The organism is Brevundimonas sp. FG8, assembly GCF_057808845.1.
Genome location: NZ_JBMDIU010000003.1, coordinates 259,131 through 279,699, shown reverse-complemented (window position 1 = coordinate 279,699; position 20,569 = coordinate 259,131). Strand labels below are relative to the sequence as shown.

Annotated in this window: 23 protein-coding genes; 18 read left to right on the top strand and 5 right to left on the bottom strand. The window is 66.8% G+C overall.

Annotation, left to right across the window (positions count from 1 at the left end):
* Positions 1 to 159 precede the first annotated feature (159 nt).
* Together ACODRV_RS07635 and tyrS are read right to left on the bottom strand one after the other, a co-directional pair.
* A complete protein-coding gene (locus ACODRV_RS07635) occupies positions 160 to 627 on the bottom strand; it encodes a peroxiredoxin (protein ID WP_141626466.1) in 468 nt (155 codons plus the stop codon).
* Complete coding sequence (tyrS, locus tag ACODRV_RS07630; protein ID WP_488907916.1) at positions 627 to 1,883, bottom strand: tyrosine--tRNA ligase; 1,257 nt, start codon at positions 1,881 to 1,883, stop codon at positions 627 to 629. The genes ACODRV_RS07635 and tyrS overlap by 1 nt, the downstream gene beginning before the upstream one ends.
* Positions 1,884 to 2,077: 194 nt before the next feature.
* On the opposite strand from tyrS, the gene ACODRV_RS07625 reads away from it, so the two are divergent.
* The 6 genes from ACODRV_RS07625 (at position 2,078) to ACODRV_RS07600 (ending at position 7,382) form a co-directional block, all read left to right on the top strand.
* Complete coding sequence (locus ACODRV_RS07625; protein WP_488907915.1) at positions 2,078 to 2,587, top strand: DOMON-like domain-containing protein; 510 nt, start codon at positions 2,078 to 2,080, stop codon at positions 2,585 to 2,587.
* Positions 2,584 to 3,786 carry an exo-beta-N-acetylmuramidase NamZ family protein gene (locus tag ACODRV_RS07620; RefSeq protein ID WP_488907914.1) on the top strand — a complete coding sequence of 401 codons (1,203 nt, stop codon included), beginning with the start codon at positions 2,584 to 2,586 and terminating at the stop codon, positions 3,784 to 3,786. The genes ACODRV_RS07625 and ACODRV_RS07620 overlap by 4 nt, the downstream gene beginning before the upstream one ends.
* Before the next feature lie 212 nt (positions 3,787 to 3,998).
* Entirely contained in the window at positions 3,999 to 4,562 is a 564-nt protein-coding gene (gene ahpC / locus ACODRV_RS07615; RefSeq protein ID WP_141626470.1) for an alkyl hydroperoxide reductase subunit C, read from the top strand.
* A gap of 183 nt (positions 4,563 to 4,745) precedes the next feature.
* Positions 4,746 to 6,332 carry an alkyl hydroperoxide reductase subunit F gene (gene ahpF, locus ACODRV_RS07610; RefSeq protein WP_488907913.1) on the top strand — a complete coding sequence of 529 codons (1,587 nt, stop codon included), beginning with the start codon at positions 4,746 to 4,748 and terminating at the stop codon, positions 6,330 to 6,332.
* Positions 6,333 to 6,429: 97 nt separating this feature from the next.
* Positions 6,430 to 7,035 (top strand): EamA family transporter, encoded by a 606-nt coding sequence (locus ACODRV_RS07605; RefSeq protein ID WP_488907912.1) that lies wholly within the window; start codon positions 6,430 to 6,432, stop codon positions 7,033 to 7,035.
* Entirely contained in the window at positions 7,032 to 7,382 is a 351-nt protein-coding gene (locus tag ACODRV_RS07600) for a hypothetical protein (RefSeq protein WP_488907911.1), read from the top strand. The genes ACODRV_RS07605 and ACODRV_RS07600 overlap by 4 nt, the downstream gene beginning before the upstream one ends.
* A 657-nt stretch (positions 7,383 to 8,039) precedes the next feature.
* On the opposite strand, the gene ACODRV_RS07595 is transcribed toward ACODRV_RS07600, so the two are convergent.
* On the bottom strand, positions 8,040 to 8,690 hold the full coding sequence (locus ACODRV_RS07595) for an alpha/beta hydrolase (protein WP_141626473.1): 651 nt from the start codon (positions 8,688 to 8,690) through the stop codon (positions 8,040 to 8,042).
* A gap of 161 nt (positions 8,691 to 8,851) precedes the next feature.
* Between ACODRV_RS07595 and ACODRV_RS07590 the strand changes: the two genes are divergently transcribed.
* From ACODRV_RS07590 to ACODRV_RS07535, 12 genes are all read left to right on the top strand, one after another.
* On the top strand, positions 8,852 to 9,328 hold the full coding sequence (locus tag ACODRV_RS07590) for an Rrf2 family transcriptional regulator (protein ID WP_488907910.1): 477 nt from the start codon (positions 8,852 to 8,854) through the stop codon (positions 9,326 to 9,328).
* Positions 9,325 to 10,464 (top strand): cysteine desulfurase family protein, encoded by a 1,140-nt coding sequence (locus ACODRV_RS07585; protein ID WP_488907909.1) that lies wholly within the window; start codon positions 9,325 to 9,327, stop codon positions 10,462 to 10,464. Before ACODRV_RS07590 ends, ACODRV_RS07585 begins: the two co-directional genes overlap by 4 nt.
* A 3-nt stretch (positions 10,465 to 10,467) precedes the next feature.
* Positions 10,468 to 11,934 (top strand): Fe-S cluster assembly protein SufB, encoded by a 1,467-nt coding sequence (sufB, locus tag ACODRV_RS07580; protein ID WP_488907908.1) that lies wholly within the window; start codon positions 10,468 to 10,470, stop codon positions 11,932 to 11,934.
* Between the two features lie 87 nt (positions 11,935 to 12,021).
* Complete coding sequence (locus tag ACODRV_RS07575) at positions 12,022 to 12,279, top strand: hypothetical protein (RefSeq protein ID WP_488907907.1); 258 nt, start codon at positions 12,022 to 12,024, stop codon at positions 12,277 to 12,279.
* On the top strand, positions 12,279 to 13,028 hold the full coding sequence (gene sufC, locus ACODRV_RS07570) for a Fe-S cluster assembly ATPase SufC (protein WP_488907906.1): 750 nt from the start codon (positions 12,279 to 12,281) through the stop codon (positions 13,026 to 13,028). Before ACODRV_RS07575 ends, sufC begins: the two co-directional genes overlap by 1 nt.
* The gene (gene sufD, locus ACODRV_RS07565; RefSeq protein ID WP_488907905.1) at positions 13,025 to 14,053 is read left to right on the top strand and encodes a Fe-S cluster assembly protein SufD; all 1,029 of its coding nucleotides are present in this window, start codon (positions 13,025 to 13,027) and stop codon (positions 14,051 to 14,053) included. The genes sufC and sufD overlap by 4 nt, the downstream gene beginning before the upstream one ends.
* Entirely contained in the window at positions 14,032 to 15,270 is a 1,239-nt protein-coding gene (locus tag ACODRV_RS07560; RefSeq protein ID WP_488907904.1) for an aminotransferase class V-fold PLP-dependent enzyme, read from the top strand. The genes sufD and ACODRV_RS07560 overlap by 22 nt, the downstream gene beginning before the upstream one ends.
* Positions 15,267 to 15,674 (top strand): SUF system Fe-S cluster assembly protein, encoded by a 408-nt coding sequence (locus tag ACODRV_RS07555; RefSeq protein WP_141626480.1) that lies wholly within the window; start codon positions 15,267 to 15,269, stop codon positions 15,672 to 15,674. The genes ACODRV_RS07560 and ACODRV_RS07555 overlap by 4 nt, the downstream gene beginning before the upstream one ends.
* A gap of 8 nt (positions 15,675 to 15,682) precedes the next feature.
* On the top strand, positions 15,683 to 16,066 hold the full coding sequence (locus ACODRV_RS07550) for a HesB/IscA family protein (protein ID WP_488907903.1): 384 nt from the start codon (positions 15,683 to 15,685) through the stop codon (positions 16,064 to 16,066).
* A gap of 1 nt (position 16,067) precedes the next feature.
* Entirely contained in the window at positions 16,068 to 17,057 is a 990-nt protein-coding gene (locus ACODRV_RS07545) for a methionine ABC transporter ATP-binding protein (RefSeq protein ID WP_488907902.1), read from the top strand.
* Positions 17,057 to 17,713, top strand: a complete 657-nt coding sequence (locus tag ACODRV_RS07540; RefSeq protein WP_141626483.1) for a methionine ABC transporter permease — start codon at positions 17,057 to 17,059, stop codon at positions 17,711 to 17,713. Before ACODRV_RS07545 ends, ACODRV_RS07540 begins: the two co-directional genes overlap by 1 nt.
* A 24-nt stretch (positions 17,714 to 17,737) precedes the next feature.
* Entirely contained in the window at positions 17,738 to 18,541 is an 804-nt protein-coding gene (locus ACODRV_RS07535; RefSeq protein ID WP_141626484.1) for a MetQ/NlpA family ABC transporter substrate-binding protein, read from the top strand.
* A 103-nt stretch (positions 18,542 to 18,644) separates the two neighbouring features.
* On the opposite strand, the gene ACODRV_RS07530 is transcribed toward ACODRV_RS07535, so the two are convergent.
* Positions 18,645 to 19,415, bottom strand: coding sequence for a lysophospholipid acyltransferase family protein (locus ACODRV_RS07530; RefSeq protein ID WP_488907901.1), 771 nt, complete (start codon positions 19,413 to 19,415; stop codon positions 18,645 to 18,647).
* A gap of 38 nt (positions 19,416 to 19,453) precedes the next feature.
* Positions 19,454 to 20,509: a GGDEF domain-containing protein gene (locus ACODRV_RS07525; RefSeq protein WP_488907900.1), complete on the bottom strand. Its 1,056-nt coding sequence runs from the start codon at positions 20,507 to 20,509 to the stop codon at positions 19,454 to 19,456.
* Between the last annotated feature and the right edge of the window lie 60 nt (positions 20,510 to 20,569).

The window sequence follows — 20,569 nt, the reverse complement described above, 5'->3', positions numbered from 1 at the left end:
GACTGCGGGAAGACGACAAGTCTCTTCACGACTTGTTAACCACGCTGGATGGTCTTCACGCGAAGAACGTCGGTATTCGTTCCGGTTTTTCGCTTTTCAGGCGAGTGTCGTGGTCCTGTAACGCCAGTTACATCTGTCGGCGCGGCAGCTGATCCGGGCTCATAGGGATCGTGCGGCGTCGAGCACTTCGGCGGCGTGCCCCTTGACCGAGACCTTGCGCCAGATACCGCGGACCACGCCGTCGCCGTCGATCAGGAAGGTGGCCCGCTCCACGCCCATATACTCGCGGCCGTACAGCTTTTTCATCACCCAGACGCCCCAGGCTTCGGTGACGTCGCCGGGCTCGTCCGAGGCCAGAACGACCTTGAGATCATACTTGGCGCCGAAGCGGTCCAGCTTCTTCACGGGATCGCGCGAGACGCCGATGACCACGGCGTTCGCCGCGTCGAACTCAGCCGACAGGGCCGAGAAGTCCTGCCCCTCGCTGGTGCAGCCGGGCGTATCGGCCTTCGGATAGAAGTACAGCACCGCCGTCTTGCCCTTCAGGGCGTCCAGAGAAACCCGCCCGCCACCGGCGGTGGCCATGTCGAAGGCCGGGGCCTTCATGCCTTCCACGATCTCGGTCATCAGACGGGCCTCACCAGAACGATCTTCTTCTTGCCGGCTGCCAGCTTGAACACGCCGTCGGCGTTGACGTCGGCGTCCTCGATCAGACGGGCGCCGTCGGCGATGGCCTCATCGTTCAGACGCAGGCCCCCGCCTTGGGCCAGGCGACGGGCCTCGCCGTTGGAGGCGGTCAGGCCGGCCTTGGTCGCGACGGCGGCCAGCATGGCGCCGATGACTTCGTCACGAGCGATCTCGACCGTCGGCAGGTCGGCGGACAGCTGGCCCTTCTCGAAGGCGCTCTCGGACGCGGCTCGAGCGGTCGCGGCGGCTTCGGCGCCGTGCAGCATCGTTGTGGCGGCGTCTGCCAGCGCCTTCTTGGCATCATTGATCTGCGCGCCTTCGAGGGCTTCCAGCGCGGCGATCTCGTCCAGCGACAGGTCAGTGAACAGGCGCAGGAACTTGCCCACGTCGGCGTCATCGACGTTCCGCCAGAACTGCCAGTAGTCGTAGGGGCTCAGTTGCTCGGCGTTCAGCCAGATGGCGCCCTGCGCCGTCTTGCCCATCTTGCCGCCCGAAGCCGTAGTCAGCAGCGGGGTGGTCAGGCCGAAGGCGGCCTTCTGATCTACGCGGCGGACCAGATCGACGCCCGACGTGATGTTCCCCCACTGGTCCGAGCCGCCCATCTGCAGCGTCACGTTGCGGGCGCGGTTCAGCTCCAGGAAGTCCACCGACTGCATCAGCATGTAGTTGAACTCGAGGAAGGTCATCGGCTGCTCGCGCTCAAGGCGCAGCTTGACCGAGTCGAACGCCAGCATCCGGTTGATGGTGAAGTGGGCGCCGAAGTCGCGCAGGAACTGGATGTAGCCGAACTGCGAGAGCCATTCGTCATTGTTGACCATCACGGCGTCGGTCGGGCCGTCGCCGAAGGTGAGGAATTTGGCGAAGACCCGCTGGATGCCGTCGATGTTCGCCCGGATGGCTTCGTCGGTCAGTTGCGGGCGCGAAGCGTCCTTGCCGGTGGGGTCGCCGACCTTGGTGGTGCCGCCGCCCATCAGGACCACAGGCTTGTGCCCAGCCTGCTGGAGGCGGCGCAGCATCATGATCTGGATCAGGCTGCCGACGTGCAGGCTCGGCGCGGTGGCGTCGAAGCCGATGTAGGCCGACACCACGCCGTTCGAGGCCGCCTCGTCCAGTTCGACGGGGTGGGTGATCTGATGGATGTAGCCGCGCGCCTGAAGGGTGCGCAGGAAGTCGGACTTGAAGGTCGGTTCGCTCATGAGGGCTCCGTTAGCAGGGAAGCCGGCGAGCGTCTTGTGGGGATTGCGCCGGCTGTATGCGGCACAGGGGTTCGCGGGCCGCTCGATCAGATCGAGGGGCGGTAATACAGGCCGACATTGGTGGCGCGGGCGAACATGGGGGTCTGGGTAGCCGTAGCGGTTGACCGACGTCAAGGGCGGGGTATCGGTGAAGGATGCGCGCGACCCTTTTGCCTCATCCTTCCACGGCGGACGGACCGATCAACGCGGTCGAGGTCCAGCTTGAGCGAGACGGTGCTGTGCTGTGGCTGCGTTACGTAGTCGAGGGCGAGGTGGACGAGGTCGCTTGGCCCGCGCCGGAACCGCAGGCGCGGGCTGACGAACTCTGGCGGCACACCTGCATGGAGGTCTTCGTCCGGACCGACGATGGCTATCGGGAGTACAACCTGTCGCCTTCGGGGCGGTGGGCTTCCTATGCGTTCAGTGCGCCGCGAAGCGGGATGCGTGATGCGGACGAGGTCGCGACCGTCCTGGGGCTGGATGGCGCGAAGGACCTCGTTGGCCTGGAGGCCCGGGTGGAATTGCCGGTCGGCTTTACCGGCCAGGTAGGCTTGTCGGCCGTAATCAAGGACCGGCGAGGGCACATCTCCTATTGGGCGCTGGCCCATCCTTCGGATAAGCCGGACTTCCATCACCCCGCCTCCTTCGTTCTGGAACTCCCATGAAGTTCGGTCTCGACCGCCTGCTGTCCGATCCCGCCCTGAGCGCGCCGTTGAAGGGGCGCAGGGTCGCGCTGGTGGCGCATCCGGCGTCGACGACGCAGGACCTGACCCACGCCGTGGACGCCTTGGCGGCGCATCCGGACATCGAGCTGACCGCCGCCTTCGGCCCTCAGCACGGGATGAAGGGGGACCTGCAGGACAATATGATGGAGAGCCCGGACTATACTGATCCGGTGCACGGCATCCCCGTCTTCAGCCTGTACGGCGAGGTCCGGCGGCCGCAGGCGGACTGGATGGACACGTTCGACGTGGTCCTGATCGACCTGCAGGACGTTGGGTGTCGCATCTACACCTTCGTGACGACGCTGCTCTACATGCTGGAAGCCGCTGCGGAGCACGGCAAGGAGGTCTGGGTGCTGGATCGCCCGAACCCCGCCGGGCGACCGGTCGAGGGAACTACGCTGGTCGAGGGCTGGGAAAGCTTCGTCGGCGCCGGGCCGATGCCGATGCGGCACGGCATGACGCTGGGCGAGATGGGCCTGTGGTTCATCGACCACTTCAGGCTGGATGTGGCCTATCGCGTCATCGAGATGGAGGGCTGGCAGCCCGAGGCGGCGCCCGGCTACGGCTGGCCGCTGAATGAGCGCAGCTGGATCAACCCCAGCCCCAATGCGCCGAACGTCTCCATGACCCGCGCCTATGCGGGCACCGTCATGCTGGAGGGGGCGACCCTGTCGGAAGGGCGGGGCACGACCCGGCCGCTGGAGCTGTTCGGGGCTCCGGACATCGACGCCCGGGCCGTGATCGCCGAGATGAAGGCCTTCGCGCCCCAGTGGCTGAAGGGCTGTGTGCTGCGCGACATGTGGTTCGAGCCGACGTTCCACAAGCACGTCGGCAAGCTGTGCTCGGGCGTCCAGATCCACGTCGACGACCCGGCCTATGACCACGAGGCCTTCCAGCCGTGGCGGGTGCAGGCGCTGGGCTTCAAGGCTATCCGGCGGCTGTATCCCGACTACGATTTGTGGCGCGACTTCCCGTACGAATACGCCTTCGGCAAGCTGCCGATCGACGTGATCAACGGAGGCCCGTCGCTGCGGGAGTGGGTCGATAACCTGGCCTCGACGCCGGACGATCTGGACGCCGTCGCCACGCCGGATGAGCAGGCCTGGCTGACCAGCCGCGCACCCTTCCTTCTGTACTGACACGCTGTGCTGCAGCGCCGAAGGCGAGGTTCCCCGCAGGCATGCGCGCGGGCGCCAGGTGTGCTACGTCCCGGCGTCTTGGCGATTGGTGTTATTGCGGATTTTTGTATAAACGCAGTTTATTGTGCACCTGCAAATAAACGATTGGGCTGATGTGTTCGATTCGGATAGGAGAGGGGCCTCCAACCACTCCTGCCTCATGGATGCACCGCATGGCCCTCATCAACACCGCCCTCAAGCCGTTCACGGCCACCGCCTACAAGGAAGGCAAATTCGTCGAGATCTCGGACGCCGATGTGAAGGGCAAGTGGGGCATCTTCTTCTTCTACCCGGCTGACTTCACCTTCGTCTGCCCGACCGAGCTGGAAGACCTGGCCGGCATCTATCCGACCCTGCAGAAGCTGAACGTCGAGGTGTACTCGGTCTCGACCGACACCCACTTCAGCCACAAGGCCTGGCATGACTCGTCGCCGGCCATCGGCAAGATCAACTACTTCATGGTCGGCGATCAGTCGGGCACCATCACCAACAACTTCGACGTCATGCGTCCGGGCGTCGGCCTGGCGGACCGCGCGACCTTCCTGGTCGATCCCGAAGGGGTGATCCAGTTCATGGAAATCACTTCCGAAGGCGTCGGCCGCAACGCGACCGAGCTGCTGCGCAAGGTCAAGGCCGCCCAGTACGTCGCCGCTCACCCGGGCGAAGTCTGCCCTGCCAAGTGGGAAGAAGGCGAAGCCACCCTGGCGCCGTCGCTCGACCTCGTCGGCAAGATCTGAAGACCGCACCCATCGACCGGCGGCGGCGTGAGTAGCGTCGCCGGTCACAGGCGCCCGATCCGTCGGGCGTCCGCAGAGGCCGCGGGGTGAGTAGCGTTTCCGTCCCCGCGGCCTTTTTGCGTCCGGCTCTCGCCCGTAGCGGCTTGAGGGCGGCGCCCAACCCGTAGCCTTGTGAGGACCCCGATGCTCGACGCCAATCTGAAAACCCAGCTCGAGGGCTACCTCAAGAACATCGTCCACACCGTGGAGCTGGTCGCGTCGCTGGGCGCCGGACCCAAGTCGCAGGAGCTGAAGGCGCTGCTGGAAGAGATCGTCTCGGTCTCGCACGGTAAGGTCGAGATGGGCCGGGACTATGACGATGAGCGTCAGCCCAGCTTCCTGATCCGCCGCAAGGGCACCGACATCGGCGTGCGCTTCGCCGGTATCCCGCTGGGGCATGAGTTCACCTCGCTGGTGCTGGCCCTGCTGCACGTCGGCGGCCACCCGTCGAAGGCGGCGCAGGATGTGATTCAGCAGGTCAAGGACCTGGAGGGCGACTACCTCTTCGAGACCTACTTCTCCCTGTCCTGCCAGAATTGCCCGGACGTGGTGCAGGCGCTGAACCTGATGAGCGTGCTGAACCCGCGCATCAAGCACGTCGCCATCGAGGGCGGCCTGTTCAAGGACGAGGTCGATGAGCGCAAGGTCATGGCCGTGCCGACCGTCTTCCTGAACGGCGAGCTGTTCGGTCAGGGCCGGATGGAGCTGGAGCAGATCGTCGCCAGGATCGACAAGGGCGCCGAGAGCAAGGCGGCCGAGAAGATCAAGGCCAAGGACCCGTTCGACGTTCTGGTCATCGGCGGCGGTCCGGCCGGCGCGGCGGCCGCCATCTATGCGGCCCGCAAGGGCATCCGAACCGGCATCGCCGCAGAGCGGTTCGGCGGTCAGGTGCTGGACACCATGGCCATCGAGAACTTCATCTCGGTGCCGCACACCGAAGGGCCGAAGCTGGCCGCCCATCTGGAGCAGCATGTCCGCGAGTATGAGGTGGACATCATGAACCTGCAGAAGGCGACCAAACTGATCCCGGCCAAGGTCGCGGGCGGGCTGCATGAGGTGGTGCTGGAGAACGGCGCCAGCCTGAAGTCGCGAACTGTGGTCCTGTCGACCGGCGCACGCTGGCGCCAGATGAACGTGCCGGGCGAGGAGCAGTACAGGAACAAGGGCGTGGCCTATTGCCCGCATTGTGACGGACCGCTGTTCAAGGGCAAGCGCGTGGCGGTGATCGGCGGCGGCAACTCGGGCGTCGAGGCGGCGATCGATCTGGCGGGCATCGTGGCCCATGTGACCCTGATCGAATACGACAGCGAGCTGCGGGCCGATGCGGTGCTGCAGCGCAAGCTGGCCAGCCTGCCGAACGTGAAGATCATCACCTCGGCCCTGACCACCGAGGTCCATGGGGATGGCGAGAAGGTGACGGGTCTGTCGTACAAGGACCGCAACTCGGACGGCCACCACGACGTCGAGCTGGAAGGCATCTTCGTCCAGATCGGTCTGGTGCCGAACACCGAGTGGCTGCACGGGGCGGTGGCCCTGACGCCGCGCGGCGAGATCGAGATCGACCACCGGGCCGAGACGAGCCAGCCGGGCATCTTCGCGGCCGGTGATGCGACGACGGTGCCGTACAAGCAGATCGTCATCGCCATGGGCGAGGGCTCCAAGGCGGCGCTGTCTGCCTTTGACTACATGATCCGGACCGAACCTGCGGAGGCGGCGGTCGAGGTCGCCTGACCCCGTCCGGATCGAGCCGCTGAAGCCCCGGCGTTCGCGCGCCGGGGCTTTGTTCTGTCCGGTTGGCCGCGAGGCCGGAGCGGGGTAGGGCAGGGTCATGCAGGGCTTGAACACACGTCTGGTCGGGGTCGGGGTCGGCTGCGGCCTGGGGGCCGGGGCCATGTGGGGGCTGGTCTTCCTGGCGCCCAAGTTCGCGCCGGACGCCTCGCCCATGCTGATGAGCGCCGGGCGCTATCTGGCCTATGGCCTGTTGGCCGCCGCCTTGCTGGCGCCGCGCTGGATCAAGGTGGCGCCGCTGCTGGATGCGAAGGCTTGGCGCGCGCTGGCCTGGCTGAGTCTGGCGGGGAACATCGTCTACTACCTCTTCCTGGTGGTCGGGGTGCATTTCGCGGGCGTGGCCGCCTCGGCCCTGATCGTCGGCATGGTGCCGGTGCTGGTGGCGGTCTGGGGCCTGAAGGACAGGGATGCGCCGCCGCTGCGCAAGGTCGGGCCGCCGATCCTGCTGGCCGCGCTGGCGGTCGGGCTGATCGGCTGGGAGAGCCTGTCACGCGAAGCCTTGAACCGCGATGTCGGGCAGGTGCTGATCGGTCTGGGCTGCGCGCTGGCGGCGTTGGTCAGCTGGTCCGCCTACGCGATCGGGAACAGCCGCTGGATGGCGCGCCTGCCGCAGGTCAGCGCCCATGACTGCTTACAGGCGTGGTGACGGGCGGTTTCGCCGTGTTGCTGGCCGTCCCGGCGGTGGTCGAGGCCAGCGGCCAGAGCGGTGACCAGTGGGCCCGGCTGGCGGCGGCCAGCATGGGGGTGGCGATCCTGGCCTCCATCGTCGGCAACGCCTTCTGGAATCAGGCCAGCCGCCTGCTGCCGCTGTCTATGCTGGGGCAGATGATCGTGTTCGAGACCCTGTTCGCCTTCGCCTACGGCTATCTGTGGGAGGGGCGGGGGCCGACCGTGATCGAGATCGTCGCCATGGTGATGATGGTGGTCAGCGTCCTTTGGTGCGTGCGGGCGCACCGGACCTCCGCCGTTGCGGTAGTGGACGGCGACCACTGACCCGGCACACGGGAAAAAGTGCACTCAAGAAAAAATGGAGTGCACATCGTGCACTTTTTCGCGTGAAGCGGATGCGAGAGGTCATATTCAACCCTAAGGGGGCTTGGGCACGACGCCGGGGGGCGGCGAGTTCCGGTGCGGCGGGGCATAGGCCTGTGCTCAACCCCGGGGGGGCGTCACGCACCGCAATGTCAAAGACCGGATCACAGTCTGCCATGCGGATGCGTCAAATTTGGACGTAGGGTCGGGCCGGTCGCGGGACGAACGCAAATCCACCTGGCGCTTTGCGCCGCTGCCTTCCCCTTGATCGGGGAAGGGCCGGGGATCGGGGTGAGGGCTGGCTGTCGACGTGAAGAGCATCTTGCGGGAGATCGACTGCGCCTCGCGAGGTCAGTCTTCAAGCGCCTGCATCCACCCCCACCCCAACCCTCCCCCATCGAGGGGGAGGGCTTCTGAGCGGAGCGGCGGATAGCCCTATGCTACGTCACGGCTGCAATACCTGCACACACGGGCTGCAGCCTTGATGCTGGATTGGCAATGGACGCAGTTCTTGCGTGCGTAGGGTGCGAGGAGATTGCGTATCAGGCGGCCCACAATGAACCCCAGGTCCGCGACCAGCGGTTCGCCTTCATTCTTGCTCATCCAGCCAGAAGCCCCTTACGCCGGGTTTTCTTCCAGACGCTTGTCCAGATACGCGCCGACGCGGGTTTCGACGGCGGCCATGTGGTCCTGCCAGAAGTGGCTGGCGCCCTCTTCCAGTTCGTAGTCGATGACGATGCCCTTCTGGGTGCGCAGCTTGTTGACGACGCGCTCGACCTCGACAGGCGGGACGATGGTGTCAGCCGTGCCGTGCAGGAACAGGCCCGAGGCCGGGCAGGGCGCCAGGAAGGAGAAGTCGTACATGTTCGACGGCGGCGAGACCGAGATGAAGCCGTCCGTCTCGGGGCGGCGCATCAGAAGCTGCATGCCGATGTAGGCGCCGAACTGGTAGCCGGCGACCCAGGTCTGGGTGGCGGCGGGGTTGTTGGCCTGCAGCCAGTCGAGGGCGGTGGCGGCGTCGGCCAGTTCACCGATACCGGAGTCAAACTCGCCCTGCGACTTGCCCACGCCGCGGCTGTTGTAGCGCAGGGTGGCGAAGCCGCGCTTCACGAACAGCTGGTACAGGGTGACCGCGACCGGGTTGTTCATATGCCCGCCCGCCTTGGGGTGCGGGTGCAGGATCAGCGCGATCGGCGCGTTCGGACGCTTGCCCGGGGAATAGCGGCCTTCGATACGACCAGAGGCGCCGGGCAGGATGACTTCAGGCATGGGCGGAGCAAATTCCCGTGTTCAAACATCATTTCGCAGTCGCGTAATACTTGACCGCGCCAGTAGGACTTTCTAAGTCCACAGCGCGTGCAGACGCCTTTGCGAAGGCGCGGGTTCTAGCACAGGAGCCCCGAAAAGCGCGCGAATTTTGAAGGTGTGCGATGCGTCTGTCGACCAAGGGACGATACGCCGTGATGGCGATGGCCGATCTGGCCCGAAACGGACGCGACGCCGCCGGGCAGGCGCGGGCTGTTTCGCTGGCTGAAATCGCCACCCGGCAAGAGATTTCACTGAGCTATCTGGAGCAGTTGTTCGCCCGTCTGCGCAAAAGCGGACTGGTGTCGAGCGTGCGTGGTCCGGGCGGCGGCTATCGCCTGTCGCAGGGCGCGGACGTGACCATGGTGGCGGATATCGTACTGGCCGTGGACGAGCCGATACGCGCCACCCGCTGCGCCGCGCACGGGACGCCGCGCGGCTGCATGATGGGCGGCGAGCGCTGCATCACCCACGATCTGTGGGAAGACCTGGGCGCGGAAATCCACGCCTATCTGGCGGCGGTGTCGCTGGAGGACGTGGTGCTGCGCCGGACGGGGGCGAGGCGCCGGACGCTGGCTCCAGGCATGGAGGCGGCGGCATGAGCGGCGTCTATCTGGATTACAACGCCTCGGGTCTGGTGCGTCCGGAAGTGCAGGAGGCCATGGCGAAGGCCTTGGCCGACAACGGCAATCCGTCGGCGGTGCACGCCGCCGGTCGTCGGGCGCGGGCGCGTATAGAGACGGCGCGGGCGCAGGTGGCCGAGCTGATCGGCGCCGATCCGACCGCCATCACATTCTCTTCGGGCGGGACCGAGTCCAATGCGCAGGCCATCGTCAGCGCGCTGAAGGGCGGCTGCGAGCGGCTGATCGTCAGCGCGACGGAGCATCCGTGCGTGGCCGAGGCCGCGCTGGCGTCGGGCGCGCCGGTCGAGGTGCTGCCGGTCGATGCGAACGGCGTGGTCGATCTGGACTGGCTGGCCGAGGCGTTGGCGCGTCCGGGTGTGGCCGTGGTCGCCATCCATCATGCGAACAATGAAAGCGGCGTGATCCAGCCGATCGTCGAGGCGGCGAAGCTGGTGCGGGCCGCGGGCGGCTGGCTGCACGTCGATGCGATCCAGTCGGCGGGCAAGATCCCGGTCGACATGCGCACGCTGGACGCGGACAGCCTGACCCTGTCGGCGCACAAGCTGGGCGGACCACAGGGCGTCGGCGCGCTGGTGCTGAAGCCGGGCCGCGAGGCGGTGCGTATCCTGCACGGCGCCGGACAGGAACGCGGGATGCGCGCGGGCACCGAGAATGTGCCGGGTCTGACCGGCTTCGGCGTGTCGGCGGTGTGCGCGGCGCGCGACCTTGAGGACGCGATGGCCCATGTCGTCTGGCGCGACGCCGCCGAGGCGCGGGCGAAGGCGGCGGGCGCGACGATCATCGGCGGGGCCGTCGAGCGTCTGCCCAACACCCTGTTCATGGCGGTCGAGGGCTGGGACAGCCCGCAGCAGCTGATCACGCTGGATCTGGCCGGGGTCATGATCTCGGCGGGCAGCGCCTGTTCGTCGGGCAAGACCAAGCCGTCCAAGACCATCAGCGCCATGGGCCTGCACGATCTCGCCACGGGCGGGGTGCGGGTCTCGGGCGGCTGGGGCACCACCGAACAGGACTGGACCCGTTTCGCCGACGCCTGGGTGTCGGCCTACGAAAAGCATGTCGCGCGCGCAAATCAGCGCGTGAAGGAAGTCGCGTAAGTCATGGCCGCCGTTCAGGAAACAATCGACGCCGTCGCCGCTCTCGAGAAATACGAGCACGGCTTCACCTCGGACATCGAACAGGAGTTCGCGCCCAAGGGGCTGAACGCCGACATCGTGCGCTTCATCTCCGAGAAGAAGGGCGAGCCGGAGTGGATGCTGGAATGGCGGCTGGCCGCCTTCGAGCGCTGGCAGGCCATGGAGGAGCCGACCTGGGCCGCTGTGAAGTATGAGCCGGTCGACTATCAGGACCTGTATTATTACGCGGCGCCGGTGAAGAAGGAGGGGCCGAAGTCCCTCGACGAGGTCGATCCGGAACTGCTGGAAGTCTACGCCAAGCTGGGCATCCCGCTGAAGGAGCAGGAAGTGCTGGCAGGCGTGCAGGGCGCGCCCAGGGTGGCGGTGGACGCCGTGTTCGACAGCGTCTCGGTGGTCACGACCTTCAAGGCCGAGCTGGCCAAGGTCGGCGTCATCTTCATGCCGATTTCCGAGGCCTTGCGCGAACATCCTGAGCTGGTGCGTCAGTACCTGGGCTCGGTCGTGCCGGTGTCGGACAACTATTTCGCCGCGCTGAACAGCGCGGTCTTCAGCGACGGGTCGTTCGTTTACATCCCGCCGGGCGTGAAATGCCCGATGGAGCTGTCGACCTATTTCCGCATCAACGCCAGCCAGACCGGCCAGTTCGAGCGGACCCTGATCATCGCCGACAAGGGCAGCTACGTTTCCTATCTGGAAGGCTGCACGGCGCCGATGCGCGACGAGAACCAGCTGCATGCGGCGGTGGTCGAGATCGTGGCGCTGGACGACGCCGAGGTGAAATACTCGACAGTCCAGAACTGGTACCCGGGCGACGCCGAGGGCAAGGGCGGCATCTACAACTTCGTGACCAAGCGCGCGGACTGCCGCGGCGACCGGTCGAAGGTGTCGTGGACGCAGGTGGAGACCGGTTCGGCCGTCACCTGGAAATACCCGTCCTGCATCCTGAAGGGCGAGGAAAGCTCGGGCGAGTTCTACTCGATCGCCATCACCAACGGACATCAGCAGGCCGACACCGGCACCAAGATGATCCATCTGGGCAAGAACTCGAAGTCGCGGATCATCGCCAAGGCGGTGTCGGCCGGGAAGTCGGACTCGACCTATCGCGGACAGGTGTCGGTGCACGCCAAGGCGACGGGCGTGCGCAACTTCACCCAGTGCGACAGCCTGCTGATCGGCAAGGAGTGCGGCTCGCACACCATCCCCTACATCGAGGCCCGCAACGGCTCGGCCCAGCTGGAGCATGAGGCGACGACGACGCGGCTGAGCGACGACCAGATATTCTATGCCCAGCAGCGCGGGCTGTCGCAGGAAGAGGCGGTGGCCCTGCTGGTCAACGGCTTCGTGCGCGACGTGCTGCAGCAACTGCCGATGGAGTTCGCGGTGGAGGCTCAGAAGCTGGTGGCGATCAGTCTGGAAGGGAGCGTGGGCTAGTAGTTGTGGATTGCGGGCGAAGATCCCGAAACGCCGTTACCTCATCAGATATGATGCCCAGCGAACACCTTCCAACGGAGAATGACGATGGTTGACACGCCGACCAGCATTGAGAACGCATCGACCCAGATCAGGGAACTTGCGGCTCAATTTGCCCAAACTGTCTCCGGCATGACGGATGACATTTATTTTCGCGAGGCGGCGCTAAAGAGCGCCATCACGGCCATTGGATGGGAGCTCTATGACGCGTTCCCGCAGGATCGAGACACCATCCACGACGAGTTCGGCACCATGGGTACAGTTCTTCAGGAAGAGTACCATAAGGACCTGAAAGAAAAGAAGTAATGCTCTCCATCTCCAACCTCCACGTCACCGTCGGCGAGAAGCCGATCCTCAAGGGGCTGACGCTCGAAGTGCCGGCGGGCGAGGTGCACGCCGTCATGGGGCCGAACGGGGCGGGCAAGTCGACGCTGGGCTACGCCCTGTCGGGCCGGCCGGGTTATGAGGCGACCGAGGGCGCGGTCCAGTGGAACGGCGACGATCTGCTGGGACTCGACCCCGCCGAACGCGCGGCCAAGGGCGTCTTCCTGTCGTTCCAGTATCCGCTGGAGATCCCCGGCGTGCCGGCGATGACCTTCATCCGCACGGCCCTGAACGCCCAGAAGCGCGCGCGCGGCGAGGAGGAGGTCTCGGCCCCCGCCTTCCTGAAGCTGGTCAAGGCGGCGTCGCAGGCGCTGAAGATGGACTTCGAGATGCTCAAGAGGCCCTTGAACGTCGGCTTCTCGGGCGGTGAGAAGAAGCGGATGGAGATCCTGCAGATGGCCCTGCTGGAGCCGTCGCTGCTGATCCTCGACGAGACGGACTCGGGTCTGGACATCGACGCCCTGCGCATCGTGTCGGAGGGGGTGAACGCCCTGCGTTCGCCGGAGCGGTCGATGCTGGTGATCACCCACTACCAGCGCCTGCTGGACTACATCAAACCCGACCGGGTGCACGTGCTGGCCGCCGGCCGCATCGTCGCCTCGGGCGGCCCGGAGCTGGCGCTTCAGCTCGAGGCCGAAGGCTATGACAAATACGTGGCGGAAGCGGCGTGAACGCGCTTCCGCTCATTGATCTGAAGGACGCGTCCAGCTTCCCGTCGCGGCGGGTCGAGGCGTGGAAATACTCGGACCTTCGGAAATACCTGCGCGAGGCGCCCGCGCCGTCGCCGTCGGCGGCGCTGCCCGTCGCGGGCGGCGGACCGTTCGAGGCGCTGGGCGGCGACGCCGTGGTGTTCGTCAACGGTCGGGCCGTGGGCGTGGATACGCTGATGGCGGCGGGCCAGCAGACCCTGCGCCTGCGCTATGTGTCCAAGGCTGACAGCACCGGCCATGCGGCGACGGCGCGTATCTCGGCGCGGGCCGGGGCGAAGCTGCTGCTGCTGGAGACCCATGAGGGGACCGGCTCGGCCTATGTGGCGCACAACCGGCTGGAGCTGGACGTGGCGCGCGGGGCCGAGGTGATCCGGGTGGTGCTGATCGAGGAGCCGGCGGACGCCATTTCGGTGACCCAGGCCGAGGTGCGGGTCGAGGCGGGCGGCGTCTATCGCCAGACCGTGCTGACGACCGGATCGAAGCTGCAACGGATCGAGACCCAGCTGCTGCATTTCGCGCAGGGCGCCGACGTGCGTCTGGACGGCGCCTATGCTCTGTCGGGCGAGCGGCATGCGGACCTGACCACTGTGGTGGATCACGTCGCCGCCGACGGCCTGACCAGCCAGATGACCAAGGGCGTGGTGCGCGACACGGCGCGCGGCGTCTTCCAGGGCAAGATCATCGTCGAGCGCGGGGCCGACGGCACGGACGCCCGGATGCAGCATCATGCGCTGATCCTCGGCGAGCGCGGGGAGATCGACGCCAAGCCGGAGCTGATCATCTACGCCGACGACGTCCAGTGCGCGCACGGGAACACCGTCGGCAATCTGGACGAGGCGGCCCTGTTCTACATGCAGCAACGGGGCATTCCGGCCGATGAGGCCCGCGCCCTGCTGGTCGAGGCCTTCCTGATCGAGGTCGTGGACCGCATCGCGCACGAGGGCGCGAGAGAGGTGGCGAAGGCATGGCTGACGGATCGACTGTGAGAACCTTTGATCCCTACGCCGCGCGCGCGCAGTTCCCGATCCTGTCGCGGACGGTGAACGGCAAGCCGCTGGTCTATCTGGACTCGGCCGCCTCGGCGCAGAAGCCGCAGGCGGTGATCGACGCCCTGACGGCGGCGATGGAGGGCAGCTACGCCAACGTCCATCGCGGCCTGCACACGCTGGCGAATGAGACGACCGAAGCCTTTGAGGCGGCGCGCGAAAGCGTGGCGCGGTTCCTGAACGCCGAGAGCCCGGACAACATCGTCTGGACCAAGGGCGGGACCGAGGCGATCAATCTGGTCGCTAACGGCCTCGGCCTGTCTATCCAGCCGGGCGACGAGATCATCGTCACCCAGATGGAGCACCACTCCAACATCGTCCCCTGGCACCTGCTGCGCGAGCGGCGCGGGGCGGTGCTGAAGTGGATCCCGCTGCTGGACGACGGGTCGCTGGACATGGCGGCCTATGCAGACCTGCTGGGGCCGAAGACGAAGATCGTCGCGGTGACCCACATGTCGAACGTGCTGGGCACCATCAACCCGGTGGTCGAGATCACCCGCATGGCCCACGCGGTCGGCGCCAAGGTGCTGATCGACGGTTGTCAGGGGGCGGTGCACGGCCTGCCGGACGTTCAGGCCATCGGCTGCGACTTCTACGCCTTTACCGGCCACAAGCTGTATGGCCCGACCGGCATCGGCGTCCTGTACGGCACGACAGCCGCGCTGGACGCCCTGCCGCCCTATCAGGGTGGCGGCGAAATGATCGAGACGGTCGAGATGGAGCGCGTGACCTACGCGAAGCCGCCGCACCGGTTCGAGGCGGGCACGCCGCCGATCCTGGAGGCCATCGGTCTGGGCGCGGCCATCGAGTGGCTGAACCAGTACGACAAGGCCGCCATCGACGCCCATGAGCGCGCGCTGTACGCCCACGCCCGCGCGCGGCTGGACGGCGTGAACTGGCTGAAGGTCATCGGCGAGGCGGAGGGGAAGGGCGCGATCCTGACCTTCACCGTCGAGGGCGCCCACGCCCATGACATCGCCCAAGTGATGGACCGTTACGGCGTGGCCGTGCGGGCCGGACTGCACTGCGCGGAGCCGCTGGCCAAACGATTTGGCCTGACGTCGAGCGCGCGGGCCAGCTTCGCCCTATATAACACCCTTGAGGACGCCGACGCCTTCGCCGACGCCCTGATCAAGGCGCGTGAGTTCTTTGCATGACCGACCAGACGACCCCTGCTGAAGCCCCTGCCGTCGAACAGGACGATGACGGCGGTCGCGCGGCTGCTGTCGAGTCCGGCAAGATCAGCCAGCAGGAACTCGACCATCTGACCGACGGCATCATCGAGGCGCTGAAGTCGGTGTACGACCCGGAAATCCCGGTCGACATCTATGAGCTGGGCCTGATCTACAAGGTCGACCTGTCGGACGAGCGCGATGTGGCGGTCGAGATGACCCTGACCGCGCCGGGCTGTCCGGTGGCCGGGGAAATGCCGATCTGGGTCGAACAGGCGGTGATGAAGGTTGAGGGCATCCGTTCGGCCCGTGCCGAGATCGTGTTCGACCCGCCGTGGGACCCCTCCAAGATGAGCGACGAAGCCAAGCTCGCGCTCAATATGTTCTGAGGACCGGGATGAGCGAACTGCAAGCCACGCCCCGTCCGCGCCGCCCGCGCCCCGCGATCGTCACCCTGACGGACGCCGCCGCCGCGCGCGTGATTGAACTGACCGCCGACAAGCCGGTGAAGGGCCTGCGGGTCGGGATCAAGAACGGCGGCTGCGCCGGGCAGGAATACACCTTCGGCTTCGCCGAGGAGGTCGGCCCTCTGGATGAGGTGGTGACCGACAAGGGCGCGACCGTCGTGATCGAAGGCAAGGCGGTGCTGTACCTGATCGGGTCGGAGATCGATTTCGAGACGACCAAGCTGGCGTCGAAATTCGTGTTCCGGAATCCGAACCAGACGGACGCCTGTGGTTGTGGCGAGAGCGTCACCATCACCCCGCTGAAGGCCGACTGACATGATCCGCCTTGAAGGGGTGACCCGTCGCTATCGCAGCGCGGCGGGCGAGCGCGTGGCGCTGGACAGCGCGGATCTGGAGATCGCCAAGGGCGAGGTCTTCGGCGTGGTCGGCCGCTCGGGCGCCGGCAAGTCGACCCTGATCCGCACCATCAACCGTCTGGAGACGCCGGACGCCGGCAAGGTGTTCGTGGACGGGCAGGAGATCACCGCCCTGAACCCGGGCGAGCTGCGCGCCGCGCGCCGCCGGATCGGCATGATCTTCCAGCATTTCAACCTGCTGAACGCCAAGACCATCTTCGACAACGTGGCCTTCCCGCTGCGTCTGGAAGGACGACCCGAGGCCGAGGTGAAGGCCCGCGTGGTCGAGCTGCTGGAGCGGTTGGGCCTTTCGGAACACGCCAGCAAGCATCCGGCCCAACTGTCGGGCGGGCAGAAGCAGCGGGTGGGCATCGCCCGGGCGCTGGCCTGTGGGCCTTCGGTCCTGCTGTGCGACGAGGCGACCAGCGCGCTGGACCCGGAGACGACCGAGGACATTCTGACCCTGCTGGATCAGCTGAACCGGGAACTGGGGCTGACCATCGTTCTGATCACCCACCAGATGGAGGTGGTGCGTCGGGTCTGTGACCGCGTGGCCGTGCTGAAGGACGGCCGTATCGTGGAGCAGGGCGCGACGGCGGACGTCTTCCTGCATCCCCAGCACCCGGTGACGCAGGCCATGCTGGCCGAGGGCGAGGAGGCGTTCGACGCCTCTGTCGTGCCGGCGGGCGCGAAGCTGGCCAGGCTGACCTTCCGCGGCGCCTCGACCTATGAGCCCGAGCTGAGCCGCGTCGCGCGCTCGGTGGGCGTGGACTATTCGATCCTGTCGGGCCGGATCAGCCGTATCCGGGGCGAGCCCTACGGCCAGCTGGTCGTGGCCTTCACCGGCGGCGACGCCGGTGCCGCGATGGCGCAACTGACCGACCGTGGCGTCAGGGTGGAGGCCGCCTGATGTTCGACAATGTCGATTGGGGCGAGATCGCCCGCGCCGGTCTGGACACCCTGCTGATGCTGGGCGGATCGCTTGTGCTGACGGTGGTGCTGGGCGTGCCGTTGGGCGTGCTGCTGTATCTGTCGGGCAAGGGGCGGCTGGCGGCCAATCCGGTGCTGAACGCCGTGCTGTCGTTCGTCGTGAACGTGCTGCGCTCGGTGCCCTTCATCATCCTGCTGATCGTAATGCTGCCGGTGACGGTGCTGCTGGTCGGGACGTCGCTGGGCGTGGCCGGGGCCATCCCGCCGCTGGTCGTCGGCGCGGCGCCCTTCTATGCGCGACTGGTCGAGACGGCCCTGCGCGAGGTGGACAAGGGCGTTGTCGAGGCCACGCAGGCCATGGGCGGCTCCACCTTCCAGATCGTGACGCGCGCCCTGCTGCCCGAGGCGCTGCCGGGCGTCATCGCCGGTGCTACCGTCACCGCCATCGCCCTGGTCAGCTACACCGCCATGGCGGGGGTCGTCGGGGCCGGTGGTCTGGGCGACCTGGCCGTGCGTTTCGGCTATCAGCGCTTCCAGACGGACGTCATGGTCGTGACCGTCGTCCTGCTGCTGGTGCTGGTTCAAATCCTTCAGATGATCGGCGACCGTCTGGTCACCGCCGTCTCCCACCGCTGATCGCTCCCCCGGAAGGCTCAAGCCATGATCCGTCGTTCGCTCCTGCTCTCCGCCGCCGCCCTGCTGACGCTCGCTGCCTGTGGCGCGGGGGGTGAGAAACGCGGGGAGGGCGGCGCCCTGATCGTCGGCGCGACCGCCGTGCCGCACGCCGAAATCCTGGAGGTCGTGAAGCCGATCCTCGCCGCCGAGGGCGTGCCGATCGAGATCAAGGTGTTCAACGACTACGTTCAGCCGAACGTGCAGCTGGCCGAAAGCCGGCTGGACGTGAACTACTTCCAGACCAAGCCGTATCTGGACGAATTCAACGCCGCGCGCGGGACCAATCTGATCACGGTGGCGGGCGTGCACGTCGAGCCGCTGGGGCTGTATTCGAAGAAGCATAACGCGCTGGCGGCCCTGCCCAACGGCGCGCAGATCGTGCTGCCGAACGATGCGTCGAACACGGGGCGTTCGCTGCTGCTGCTTCAGGCGGCGGGGCTGATCACCCTGCGGGACGGCCAGAACCCGTTGCAGACGGTGCGCGACATCACCGGCAACCCCAAGGGCTTCGTGTTCCGCGAGGTTGAGGCGGCGACCATCCCGCGCATCCTGCCGCAGGTTGATGCGGCGGTGATCAACACCAACTACGCCCTCGACGCGGGCCTGAAGCCGCGCACCGACGCCCTGTCGCTGGAAGGCGCGGACAGTCCCTACATCAACTATCTGGTGGCCCGCCCTGACAACCAGAACGACCCGCGCGTGCAGGCGCTGGCCCGCGCCCTGCGCAGTCAGGCGGTGAAGGACTTCATCGCGCGGAAGTATGATGGGGCGGTGATTCCGGCGGCTTAGGAGGGATTAGGGACTGGGGATTAGGGATTAGGGATTAGGCGGTTCGACGGTCGCACCGACGGCTGACGTGCGCCCAGACAACCTAATCCCTAATCCCCAGTCCCTAATCCCTGACTTTCCGGGTTTTGTCCGGCGCTTCAACCTGCACCGCCGCTGTGACCGGTGCGCCCGTCGCCTCCGCGATCAGTTCTGCGGTGCGGCCTTCGACGGCGGCCTCCAGCCGGGCGAGGAACTCGTCCTTGGGCAGGCCGACGGGGATGGGGTCGAGGAACTCCAGCGTGGCTGTGCCCGCCGTCTTTTTGAACGCCTCCTGTGACCAGAACAGGCCCAGGTTGGTGGCCAGCGGCACGACCGGCATGTTGAAGTCGCGGTACATGTGCCAGACGCCCGAGCGATAGCGGTATTTCTCGCCGATCCTTGCCAGATGGCCCTCCGGGTAGATGAGGATCTTGCGGCCCTCGGCATGGGCGTCGGCGGCGCGGTGTTTCAGGGCGTCGCGGGCTTCACGGCCGCCGCAGCTGTTGACCACGATGGCGCCCAGCTTGCGCAGGACCGTGCCCAGCAGCGGAAACTTCTCCAGATGGTCGCCGGTGACGAAGGCGAGGTCGTGGAAGCGGTCGTAGGTGGCGAAGCCGTCGCCCCAGCTCTGATGCTTGGAGGCGATGATGAAGGCGCCCTGCGGCAGGCGGTCCTCGCCCCGGTAACGGATACGGATGCCGGCAAGCACACGCATGGCCCAGACCATGCGCCGGACGTAGCGGCGGATGATCCAGCCGGTCGCCTTGCGCCCCGGAGCCAGCGCCGCGACGCAGGCGGCGAGGGTGTAGAGGATGGACAGCGACCAGTAGGCGATCGCGAAGGCGAAGCTGCGCATGGATTTACTATGCCGCGATCTGGCGACGGGCCAAGCGATCAGGCTGCCTGCTCAAGAGCTTCGGCCGAGGTGACGCGGTTCCGGCCCGCCCGCTTGGAGGCGTACAGGGCGCTGTCGGCGCGTTCCAGCAGGCTGGTGTGAGTGTCGCCCGGCTGGCGCACGGCGAAGCCGGCGGAGATGGTCACGGCGCCCAGTTCGTCATTGGTCGAGCGACGACGCAGCGAGCGCGAGGCGATCTCCTTGCGGATAGCCTCCAGCGCGATGGTGACCTGGCGGGCATCCTCGCGCGGGAAGATCAGGGCGAACTCCTCGCCGCCGTAGCGGGCGGCGACGCGGGGCGCCTGACCGAAACGACCGATGACGCTGGCGACATAGCGCAGGACCTGATCGCCGGTCTGGTGGCCCCAGGTGTCGTTGAAGCGCTTGAAGTGATCGACATCGAGCACGGCCAGCACCAGCGGTTCGCCGGTGGCCTCGGCCTGTTCGCAGGCGGCGATCAGGTGCTCGTCGAAGGCCTTGCGGTTGGCCAGATTGGTCAGGGCGTCGGTCATCGCATCGCGACGGACCTGTTCCAGATGTTCGCGCAGACGGGCGACCTCGCGGGTGGAGGCGTCCAGCTTCTTCTCCAGCGTCTCGTTCTCGCGCTGGATGCGGCGGGTGGCGGTGGTCAGGCCGCCGACGATGGTCTTCAGGGCCGCGCCGTCACCGGCGGTCTCGATGCTGGTGGCGGCCTTGTCCAGCGTCTGGCCGTAGGCGGACTGGGACTTGTGGGCGCGCGAAATGGCGTCGGCGACGCTGGACAGCTCGCGGTCGAGCACGCGACCGGCGTCACGGATTTCCTCGGTCAGGCGGCCGCGCGGCAGGTACTCGGCGGCCAACATGTCGGCCACGGCCTCGGTGAAGGGCTCCCGGGCGCCCAGCATGCGCTGCATCTCGCGACCCAGAGCGCTATCCGGGTCGCCGAGATAGTGAAGCCAGAGCTCGAAATTGAGCGGGGTCGGCCAGACGCCCGCGGTCTCCATCTCGTCGATCACCCGACGCGACAGCCCGTAGGCTTCGGGACTCCGAAGCGTGGTTTCGACCGGCAAGGTCATGCGGAATTCTTCCCCGATGCGTATCGCTCCTGACGAGCGACGCGGGCGAAACGCTAGACC

Bases quoted from the DNA above. Each gene is read 5' to 3' on its own strand.
- ACODRV_RS07535 (WP_141626484.1), top strand. From the start codon at position 17,738: ATGATCCGTCGTTCGCTCCTGCTCTCCGCCGCCGCCCTGCTGACGCTC.
- sufB (WP_488907908.1), top strand. From the start codon at position 10,468: ATGGCCGCCGTTCAGGAAACAATCGACGCCGTCGCCGCTCTCGAGAAA.
- ACODRV_RS07635 (WP_141626466.1), bottom strand. From the start codon at position 627: ATGACCGAGATCGTGGAAGGCATGAAGGCCCCGGCCTTCGACATGGCC.
- ACODRV_RS07550 (WP_488907903.1), top strand. From the start codon at position 15,683: ATGAGCGAACTGCAAGCCACGCCCCGTCCGCGCCGCCCGCGCCCCGCG.
- ACODRV_RS07530 (WP_488907901.1), bottom strand. From the start codon at position 19,415: ATGCGCAGCTTCGCCTTCGCGATCGCCTACTGGTCGCTGTCCATCCTC.
- ACODRV_RS07625 (WP_488907915.1), top strand. From the start codon at position 2,078: ATGCGCGCGACCCTTTTGCCTCATCCTTCCACGGCGGACGGACCGATC.
- ACODRV_RS07575 (WP_488907907.1), top strand. From the start codon at position 12,022: ATGGTTGACACGCCGACCAGCATTGAGAACGCATCGACCCAGATCAGG.
- tyrS (WP_488907916.1), bottom strand. From the start codon at position 1,883: ATGAGCGAACCGACCTTCAAGTCCGACTTCCTGCGCACCCTTCAGGCG.
- ACODRV_RS07620 (WP_488907914.1), top strand. From the start codon at position 2,584: ATGAAGTTCGGTCTCGACCGCCTGCTGTCCGATCCCGCCCTGAGCGCG.
- ACODRV_RS07585 (WP_488907909.1), top strand. From the start codon at position 9,325: ATGAGCGGCGTCTATCTGGATTACAACGCCTCGGGTCTGGTGCGTCCG.
- ACODRV_RS07560 (WP_488907904.1), top strand. From the start codon at position 14,032: ATGGCTGACGGATCGACTGTGAGAACCTTTGATCCCTACGCCGCGCGC.
- ACODRV_RS07595 (WP_141626473.1), bottom strand. From the start codon at position 8,690: ATGCCTGAAGTCATCCTGCCCGGCGCCTCTGGTCGTATCGAAGGCCGC.
- ACODRV_RS07555 (WP_141626480.1), top strand. From the start codon at position 15,267: ATGACCGACCAGACGACCCCTGCTGAAGCCCCTGCCGTCGAACAGGAC.
- ACODRV_RS07545 (WP_488907902.1), top strand. From the start codon at position 16,068: ATGATCCGCCTTGAAGGGGTGACCCGTCGCTATCGCAGCGCGGCGGGC.
- ACODRV_RS07540 (WP_141626483.1), top strand. From the start codon at position 17,057: ATGTTCGACAATGTCGATTGGGGCGAGATCGCCCGCGCCGGTCTGGAC.
- ACODRV_RS07590 (WP_488907910.1), top strand. From the start codon at position 8,852: ATGCGTCTGTCGACCAAGGGACGATACGCCGTGATGGCGATGGCCGAT.
- ahpC (WP_141626470.1), top strand. From the start codon at position 3,999: ATGGCCCTCATCAACACCGCCCTCAAGCCGTTCACGGCCACCGCCTAC.
- sufC (WP_488907906.1), top strand. From the start codon at position 12,279: ATGCTCTCCATCTCCAACCTCCACGTCACCGTCGGCGAGAAGCCGATC.
- ACODRV_RS07605 (WP_488907912.1), top strand. From the start codon at position 6,430: ATGCAGGGCTTGAACACACGTCTGGTCGGGGTCGGGGTCGGCTGCGGC.
- ahpF (WP_488907913.1), top strand. From the start codon at position 4,746: ATGCTCGACGCCAATCTGAAAACCCAGCTCGAGGGCTACCTCAAGAAC.
- ACODRV_RS07525 (WP_488907900.1), bottom strand. From the start codon at position 20,509: ATGACCTTGCCGGTCGAAACCACGCTTCGGAGTCCCGAAGCCTACGGG.